The sequence below is a fragment of the Pseudonocardia sp. McavD-2-B genome, assembly GCF_024124365.1.
Lineage (GTDB): Bacteria > Actinomycetota > Actinomycetes > Mycobacteriales > Pseudonocardiaceae > Pseudonocardia > Pseudonocardia alni.
This window is the reverse complement of sequence record NZ_JAMXSG010000278.1, coordinates 1-7,589: the sequence shown is the minus strand read 5'-3', so window position 1 is coordinate 7,589 and position 7,589 is coordinate 1. Positions and strand designations below refer to the sequence as shown.

Annotated in this window: 9 protein-coding genes; 4 read left to right on the top strand and 5 right to left on the bottom strand. The window is 74.8% G+C overall.

What is annotated here, in order from left to right:
- A partial coding sequence (locus NH602_RS25760) for a DEAD/DEAH box helicase (RefSeq protein WP_374210264.1) occupies positions 1 to 1,416 on the bottom strand: 1,416 nt, incomplete at its 3' end.
- Between the two features lie 455 nt (positions 1,417 to 1,871).
- On the opposite strand from NH602_RS25760, the gene NH602_RS25755 reads away from it, so the two are divergent.
- Both NH602_RS25755 and NH602_RS25750 read left to right on the top strand, forming a co-directional pair.
- The gene (locus NH602_RS25755) at positions 1,872 to 2,528 is read left to right on the top strand and encodes a ferritin-like fold-containing protein (RefSeq protein ID WP_253069137.1); all 657 of its coding nucleotides are present in this window, start codon (positions 1,872 to 1,874) and stop codon (positions 2,526 to 2,528) included.
- A 105-nt stretch (positions 2,529 to 2,633) separates the two neighbouring features.
- Entirely contained in the window at positions 2,634 to 2,864 is a 231-nt protein-coding gene (locus tag NH602_RS25750) for a DUF3107 domain-containing protein (protein ID WP_073578315.1), read from the top strand.
- A 78-nt stretch (positions 2,865 to 2,942) separates the two neighbouring features.
- Here NH602_RS25750 and NH602_RS25745 read toward each other — a convergent pair whose 3' ends face one another.
- Together NH602_RS25745 and NH602_RS25740 are read right to left on the bottom strand one after the other, a co-directional pair.
- On the bottom strand, positions 2,943 to 3,260 hold the full coding sequence (locus NH602_RS25745) for a DUF4873 domain-containing protein (protein WP_073578316.1): 318 nt from the start codon (positions 3,258 to 3,260) through the stop codon (positions 2,943 to 2,945).
- A complete protein-coding gene (locus NH602_RS25740; protein ID WP_083659134.1) occupies positions 3,257 to 3,886 on the bottom strand; it encodes a TetR family transcriptional regulator in 630 nt (209 codons plus the stop codon). Before NH602_RS25740 ends, NH602_RS25745 begins: the two co-directional genes overlap by 4 nt.
- Positions 3,887 to 4,048: 162 nt before the next feature.
- Here NH602_RS25740 and NH602_RS25735 point away from each other — a divergent pair, with 162 nt between their 5' ends.
- Both NH602_RS25735 and NH602_RS25730 read left to right on the top strand, forming a co-directional pair.
- Positions 4,049 to 4,963, top strand: coding sequence for a diiron oxygenase (locus tag NH602_RS25735; RefSeq protein WP_179760983.1), 915 nt, complete (start codon positions 4,049 to 4,051; stop codon positions 4,961 to 4,963).
- Between the two features lie 14 nt (positions 4,964 to 4,977).
- Positions 4,978 to 5,889, top strand: a complete 912-nt coding sequence (locus NH602_RS25730; protein ID WP_073578319.1) for an alpha/beta fold hydrolase — start codon at positions 4,978 to 4,980, stop codon at positions 5,887 to 5,889.
- A 30-nt stretch (positions 5,890 to 5,919) separates the two neighbouring features.
- Here the strand turns inward: NH602_RS25730 and NH602_RS25725 are convergent, their stop codons facing one another.
- Both NH602_RS25725 and NH602_RS25720 read right to left on the bottom strand, forming a co-directional pair.
- Positions 5,920 to 6,546, bottom strand: coding sequence for a TetR/AcrR family transcriptional regulator (locus NH602_RS25725; RefSeq protein WP_062400521.1), 627 nt, complete (start codon positions 6,544 to 6,546; stop codon positions 5,920 to 5,922).
- 102 nt (positions 6,547 to 6,648) lie between these two features.
- On the bottom strand, positions 6,649 to 7,589 hold a 941-nt coding region (locus NH602_RS25720), incomplete at its 5' end, for an HAD family hydrolase (RefSeq protein ID WP_253069136.1).

The window sequence follows — 7,589 nt, the reverse complement described above, 5'->3', positions numbered from 1 at the left end:
GCGACCGCCCTCGTCGCCGTCGCCGTCGCGGCTGCCCTCGCGGCCGCCGCCGTCGCGCCCGGCGCCGTCACGACGGCTGCCGCGCGGCTTGCGGGCGCCCTGGTGGTCGCCCTCGGAGTCGATGTACTCGGCGTCGAGCCCGGCGCGGGTGCGCGCGGACAGCGGGAGCCGCCCGGACGCCGTCGTCGGGATGTCGAGGTCGGTGAACAGGTGGTCCGAGGTCGAGTAGGTCTCGACCGGCTCGTCGATGCCCAGCGACAGGTCGTCGGAGATCATCTTCCAGCGGGGGGTCTCGTCCCAGTCCACCAGCGTGACCGCGACGCCCTCGCGCCCGGCGCGGCCGGTGCGGCCGATCCGGTGCACGTAGGTCTTGGCGTCCTCGGGGCACTGGTAGTTGATGACGTGCGTGACGCCGGTGACGTCGATGCCGCGGGCCGCGACGTCGGTCGCGACCAGCACGTCGACCTTCTCCGCGCGGAACGCGCGCAGCGCCTGCTCACGGGCGCCCTGGCCGAGGTCACCGTGCACCGCGGCGGCGGCGAAGCCGCGCTCGGCGAGGTCGTCGGCGACCCGCTGGGCGGTCCGCTTGGTCCGGGTGAAGATCATTGTCAGGCCGCGGTCCCTGGCCTGCAGGGCCCGGGTGACCAGCTCGACCTTGTCCATCGCGTGCGCGCGGTAGACGAGCTGCTTGGTCCGCTCGTGGATGGAGCCCTGGTCGGCCTCCTCCGCGCGGATGTGCGTCGGGCGGGTCAGGAAGGCGCGCGAGAGCTGGACGATCGGGCCCGGCATGGTGGCCGAGAACAGCATCGTGTGCCGCTCCTCGGGGAGCATGCGCAGGATCCGCTCGACGTCGGGCAGGAAGCCCAGGTCCAGCATCTCGTCGGCCTCGTCGAGGACGAGCGCCTTGACCCGGCCGAGGACCAGGTGGCGCTGCTCGGCGAGGTCGAGCAGCCGGCCCGGGGTGCCGACGATGACGTCGACGCCCTTGCGCAGGGCCTCCAGCTGCGGCTCGTAGGCACGGCCGCCGTAGATGGCGACGACGCGCACGCCCAGGTTCTTGCCCGCGGCGGCGATGTCCCGGGCGACCTGCACGCACAGCTCGCGGGTCGGGACGACGACGAGCGCCTGCGGGACGTCCTTGGTGCGGTCGGCGGCCTCGCCCTCGGCGGTGGCCGCGGCACGCTCACCGGGCGGGGTGATCCGCTGCAGCAGCGGGACGCCGAAGCCCAGCGTCTTGCCGGTGCCGGTGCGGGCCTGGCCGATGACGTCCTCGCCGGCGAGCGCCAGCGGGAGGGTGAGCTCCTGGATCGCGAACGTGCGCACGATGTCGTTCTCCGCGAGCGCGGAGACGATCTCGGGCCGGACGCCGAGCTCGGCGAAGGTCGGGGGGAGCTTCTCGCCGCCGGGGTTGGTCACGCCGAGCGGGGTCTCGCTGGGGGTGATGCCGGTGGGCAGGAAGCCCGGGTCGGCCTCGGGGGTGTCGGTGCTGTCGACTCGGGACAGTGTGATCGCCTCTCTCCGCGCACAGGAGCCGTGGCGTGGCTCGTCGACCGGCCCCGGGCCGTCGGGGACGGTCCGGGCGGGAGAGCCGCCGAGGCGCTGCGCGCACCAGTTCGGGTGCGGGTCCCGGTGAGACGTGCTCGGCCGTGTCGGCCGCTCGTCCCGTTACCCGGTCCCCGCGCGGTGGGCGCGTCCGCATGGAGTTCCATGAGCCCGAAATCCGGTGACGCGCTGCCCGCATGGTACCCGTCGCGGCGCGCGAACACGACGGCGCGGGCGTCGCCGGGTGTGGTGAGTTGTCTCGCCCCGTGGCCCGGGCGGCCGCCGCGGGCCGCCCGGCGGGCCCGTACGGCCCGGTTAGGGTGACGGTCATGACCACTGGAGGCGACGCGCCGACGGCCGCGACCGTGGAGCTGCTCGGCGTGCTGGCCTACGGCGAGCTGTCGGCGTTCGACCGGCTCGCCGAGGATGCCCGGGCCGCGCCGACGCTGGCCGGCCGCGCGCAGCTGTCGACGATGGCGGCCGCCGAGATCGGCCACTTCCGCCTCATCGAGGACCACCTGGGTCGCAGCGGGATCGCCGTCGCCGACGCGATGGCGCCGTTCGTCGCGCTGATCGACAGCTACCACGCCTCGACCGCCCCGCGGAGCTGGTTGGAGTCGCTGGTCAAGGCCTACCTCGGCGACGGTCTCGGCGCCGACTTCTACCGTGAGGTCGCGGGCTGGGTGGACCCCGGCACCGGCGACCTGGTGCAGCGGGTGCTCGCCGACACCGGGCACTCCGCCTTCGCCGAGCGCGAGGTGCAGGCCGCCTGCACCGCCAACCCGGCGCAGCGCGACCGGCTGGCCCTGTGGGGCAGGCGGCTGCTCGGCGAGGCCGTCACCCACGCCCAGCGGGTCGTCGCCGAGCGCGACGAGCTGGCCGAGTTCATCGTGCTCGGCTCGGGGGAGAAGGGCGGTGTGGCCGGGCTCATCCGGAAGGTGCAGACCGCGCACGGCCGCCGGATGGGCAGGCTCGGACTCTCCTGAGCCCCGGCCCGGCGGTCCGCTCCCGGCTCGCCGATGCTCCGGCCCGATCTGGACTAGCCTGGCGAGGGCAAGGTGATCAGAAGTGACGGATCGGGAGGACCACCGGTGAAGGTCAAGATCGGCATCGCGGAGACCCCGCGGGAGCTCGTGGTGTCCAGCGACCGCACGCCGGACGAGGTGGCCCAGCTCGTGAGCGGGGCGATGAAGTCCGACGACGGACTGCTGGACCTCACCGACGACGAGGGCCGTCGCTACGTCGTCCCGGTCGCCCGCATCTCGTACGTGGAGATCGGCCCGACCGAGGAGCGCCGGGTCGGGTTCGGCCTCAGCGGCTGAACGCACACGGAGTCGTCCGGGCCCGGTACCCGTCCGCGGGACCGGGCCCGACGCGTGTCCGGAGCCGGTGTGCGCGGGTCAGTCGGTCTCCGGCGGGGGCGGCCCGTCCAGCGCGAACGGCGGCCTGCCGGTGCCGGTGATCCGGAACCGGTCCCACACGTCCGGCTCGGACAGCGTGCCGACGGCGGCGTGCCCGGGCGTCCGGACCTCGGCGGTGCCGCCGCGGCTGCCGAGCAGCGCGGTGAGCCGGGGGTGCGCGGCGACCCGGCCGGACCAGTGGAGCCTGCCGTCGAAGGGCTCGTGCCGGGCGTCGAGGAGCACCTCGACGTCGACGGTCTCCCCGCCGAGCACCAGGGTGGCGGGCCCGCGGTAGCCCTCGTCGTGGTCGCCGCTCACCGGTCGCGCCCCGAGGCGTCGTGCACCTGCGGCTCGGGGACCAGCCGCAGGATGTCGGCGTTCGCGGTGGGGGAGTCGATCCCGGCGACGCCGGCGATCCCGCCCCAGATCAGCGCGGACAGGTAGTTGGTGAGTGCGTCACGGCTCATCGTCCGGCGCTCCAGCCACCACTCGCCCGCGGTCTGGACCATCCCGATGATCCCGTGCGCCCACGCCTCGGCGCCGCCGGAGTCGCGGCCCTCGGCGCGCAGCCGCTCCCCGAACAGGGTGGTGAGCAGGGCGCCGATCTGGCCGCGGACATCCTGCGCGATCTCGGCGCCCGGCACCGGCTCGGCCGGGTTCGCGACGACGAACCGGTACAGCTGGGGCTCGTCCTCGATCATCCCGAGGTAGGCGTCGATGACGGCGGCGACGTGCTCGATCGGCTCGGCATCGATCGCCAGCACCGGGTAGATCCGCTGCATCAGCATGTCCGCGGCGTGCTCGCTGACGGCCCGCTGCAGGTCGGCGCGATCGGCGAAGTGCCGGTAGAGCACCGGCTTGGTGATGCCGGCCGCGGCCGCGATCTGGGCGACCGAGACCCCCGGGCCGTGCTCGCGGATCGCCTCGACGGCGGCGGAGACCATCTCGGTCCGCCGTTCCTCCCGTCGGCGGCTGCGCGCGTCCGGCTTGACATCCCTCGTGTCCTGGGGCACGTTACCAGTGGTAACCGTTACCGGCGGTAACAGCAAGGGTTCCGGGTGTGGAACCCGCCACCGCAGGCCCCTCCCAGCAGGAAGGCGCGACCGATGAGCGCTCCCGCCCGCACCGGCAGCAAGACCAACCTCGCCGACCGCGAGGACACCGCCCGACGGCTGCTCAAGAGCTCGGTCACGACCTCCTACGACCCGTCGATCGACATCGACTGGGACGCCCCGCTGGTCGAGGGCAGGTACGGCATCGTCCCCGAGCGCGTGTCGCTCTACGGCACGCCGCTGTGGGACGGCCTCACCGAGGAGCAGCGGATCACGCTGTCGGTGCACGAGTTCTGCAGCGTCGCCCGGATCGGGCTGTGGTTCGAGATGATCCTGATGCAGATGCTGCTGCGCTACGCCTACGACCGCGACCCGCGTCGCGCGCACATCCAGTACGCGCTGGTCGAGATCGCCGACGAGTGCCGGCACTCGATGATGTTCGCCAAGGCCACCGAGCGCTACGGCGTGCCGGACTACGCCCCGCGCCGGCTCACCCACGAGCAGGGCCGGCTGATGAAGACCATCGGCACCGGCCCGGCGATGTTCGCCGGCACCCTCTACGTCGAGGAGATCCTCGACCAGCTCCAGCGGGAGGGCATGCGCGACGAGCGCGTCCAGCCGCTGTCCCGCATGATCAACAAGATTCACGTCACCGAGGAGGCGCGGCACGTCCGCTACGCCCGGGAGGAGCTGCAGCGGATCATGCCGAGGACCAACCGCGCCGAGCGCGCCTGGGCCCGCTACCTCACCGCGCGGATCGCGTTCGTCGTCGCCCGCAACCTCGTCCACCCCGAGGTCTACCGCAGCGTCGGGATCGATCCGGCCGTCGGGCGGAAGGCGGCGCTGGCCAACCCGCACCACCACGAGATGCTGCGCTGGTCCTCGCGCAAGCTCGTGCCGTTCCTGCGCGAGCAGGGGATCGTCGGCGGCCCGACGGAGACCCTGTGGAAGCGCGCCCACCTGATCTGAGGAGGCATCCCGCGATGAGTACACGGATCGTCACCCGTGACGGGACCGGCCTGTTCGCCCGGGTCTCGGGCCCGGAGTCGGCGCCGGTCACGGTGCTGCTGGCGCACGGCTGGACCCTCGACGAGCGCTGCTGGGCCCCGGTCGCGGACGCCCTCGCGGTCGGTGCGCCCGGCGGCGGCCCCGCGCCGCGGGTGATCCGCTACGACCACCGCGCGCACGGCCGCTCCGACGACACCCCCGACGAGCTCAAGACCCTCGACGTCCTCGCCGACGACATGGCCGAGGTGATCACCCGGCTCGCCCCGACCGGGCCGCTGGTGATCGCCGGGCACTCGATGGGCGGGATGACGGCGATGGCGCTGGCCCAGCGCCACCCCGACCTCGTCGCGTCCCGGGTCACCGGTGTCGCGCTCGTCGCGACCGCCAGCGGCGGCCTCGGGGCGGCGGCGACGCTCGGGATGACCGGGCGGCCCGCGAAGATGTTCCTGGCCGGCAAGGACAAGGTGACCGTCAGCCCGCTGTGGACCGGGCGCCGGTCGCTGTCGACCCACCCCACGCTGCTGCGGGCCGGGCTGCAGCCGTTGCTGCTCGGCACCCGGCCGGACCGGCTCGCCGTCCGCGCGACCTGCGAGGCGATCGCCGACTGCCGCCCGACGACGGTCTCCGGGTTCACCCCGACCCTCACCAGCCACGAGCGCGACGAGGCGCTGGCGGCGTTCTCGTCGCTGCCGGTGGAGATCCTCGTGGGGACCCGGGACCGGCTCACACCGCCGCGGTTCGCCCGGCGGATCCATCGCAGCCTGCCGCGCGCCGAGCTGACCGTGTTCCCCGGCGCCGGGCACATGCTCCCGGTGGAGCGGGTCGGCGGGGTCACCGGCCGGATCGCCGCGCTGGTGCGCCGCGCCGGGGCGGAGCAGGCGGCCTGAGCCGCTCGCCCCGCCGCCGGGGCCGGGTCGTCAGATCTGGTCGAGGCCCTGCTTCGGGAACCCGGCGATGCCCCGCCAGGCCAGCGAGGCCATCAGCGCCACGGCCTCGTCGCGCGGGACCCGCTGGTCGGAGTCCAGCCAGAACTGGGCGCCGACCTGGCTCAGCCCGACGAGACCGACGGCGAGCAGCCGCGCACGGTCCTGGTCCAGGCCGGCGTCGGTGGTGACCGCGCCGGCGACCGCGTCGATGCAGCGGTCCAGCGCGCTCTCCACCAGCGCCGCGGCCTCCGGGTCGCCCCGCAGGTCGGACTCGAACACCAGGCGGTAGGCCTTGCCCTCGCCGGCGACGAAGTCGAAGTACGCCGCGACGGCGGCCTGCACGCGCTCCTTGTTGTGCTCGGTCCGCTCGATGGCGTTGGAGACCCGCTCGACGAGCTCCTCGGCGTAGGTCGTGAGCAGCGCCTGGTACAGCTCCAGTTTCCCGGGGAAGTGCTGGTACAGCACGGGCTTGGAGACGCCTGCCCGCTCGGCGATGTCGTCCATCGCGGCGGCGTGGTAGCCCTGGTCGGCGAACACGTCGCGGGCGGCCAGCAGCAGCTGGGCGCGCCGCGCACCGCGGGACAGTCGTGCGCCCCGTGGCGTGGCGGTTCCGGTCATGGGCCCCCTACCTCTCACCCGTCGTGGGAATACCCTACTAGCAGGTAACCGCGTTGACGAACGATCCGTGAACGGGCTTCTCCGCAGAAGGGTGACAACCTCTCACGATCGGCGGTGCGGGCCCCGGGCGGCGAGCCCGAGCGCACCCAGGACCGGCACGGCGGCCACCACGACCGCGGGCGTCCCCAGTACGGCGAGGACCACGCCGGCCACGGCGAGCACCACGGCCGCACGGACGTACGAGCGGACCTGAGCCCGCGCACGGCGGGCGATCAGCAGGGCGGCGGCCACCTCCGCGGGGCCGCCACGGGCGCAGATCCTCTCCGATCCGGGTGCGGGCACCACGACCGGGTCCGGCCGCGCGTCCGGAACGTCGTCCGGGCCGTCCGCGGACCCGGGTCCGGCCCCGTCGGCGGCGGGCCAGGGGACCAGCTCCACGGCCAGATCGGCGGCGGCCAGGGCGGCCTCGTCGGTGGCCGGGTCGGCCGCCACCGCGACCGTGCGGCCGCGTACCCGCAGCCCGGCGACGGCCGCGGCCCGCGCCGCCGCGTCCAACCCCGGGCGTACGGCGTCGGGGTCGGCCGGGGCGAGACCGGACGCCGCGGCGAGGGCGCGGGCGGCGCCGTCGTCGTCGGGGGTGAGCAGGACCGGCGCGACCCCGGCCGCGGCCAGTTCCGCCACCCCCGGTCGGGCCGCGGGGTGCGGTGCACGCGGTAGCGCGAGCACGGCGCGCGCGCACCCGTCCCAGGCGACGACGAGCACGGCGCGGCCCTCGGCCACCGCCCGCTCCCGCTCCACCGACAGCGGAGGGGGCACCCGGATCCCGTGCTCGGCCAACCAGTCCGGGCCGCCGAGCAGGACCGCGTGCGCGACGACGGTGGCCGTGGCGCCGCCGTCGCCCGGGCCGGGCTCCCGCAGCTCGGCCACCAGGCCGGACACCCCGAGGCCGGGCTGCTCGTCGGCCTCCGCGACGTCGGGCACCGGGCCGTCGACGGCGCCGGCCAGCGCCCGCTCCGCGACGCGCAGGTCCGACCCGGGTCGCG